The organism is Cobetia sp. LC6 (genome assembly GCF_030264805.1).
Taxonomy (GTDB): domain Bacteria; phylum Pseudomonadota; class Gammaproteobacteria; order Pseudomonadales; family Halomonadaceae; genus Cobetia.
The window spans coordinates 1-325 of record NZ_JASSPL010000049.1; the positions used below are offsets into that span (position 1 = coordinate 1).

Annotated in this window: 1 protein-coding gene; it reads left to right on the forward strand. The window is 56.6% G+C overall.

Translation table 11 applies throughout. The features are described 5' to 3' along the window. Positions 1–325: GDP-mannose 4,6-dehydratase (locus QQF40_RS17175; RefSeq protein ID WP_285462040.1), on the forward strand; the 325-nt coding region annotated here is incomplete at both ends.

The window sequence follows — 325 nt, forward strand, 5'->3', positions numbered from 1 at the left end:
TACCTATCAGCTGTTGGAAGCGGCACGTCAGTATTGGAAGGACTTGAAGGAATCTGATGCAGAGAAGGCCGCTGACTTCCGTTTCCATCACATCTCCACTGATGAGGTGTATGGCGATCTGGAAGGGCCGGAAGATCTCTTCACCGAGACGACTGCCTATGCCCCCAGCTCCCCGTACTCTGCCAGCAAGGCGAGTTCGGACCACCTCGTGCGTGCCTGGCAGCGTACCTATGGCCTGCCGACGTTGGTGACCAACTGCTCCAACAACTACGGCCCGTACCATTTCCCTGAGAAGCTCATCCCGCTGATGATCCTGAATGCTCTG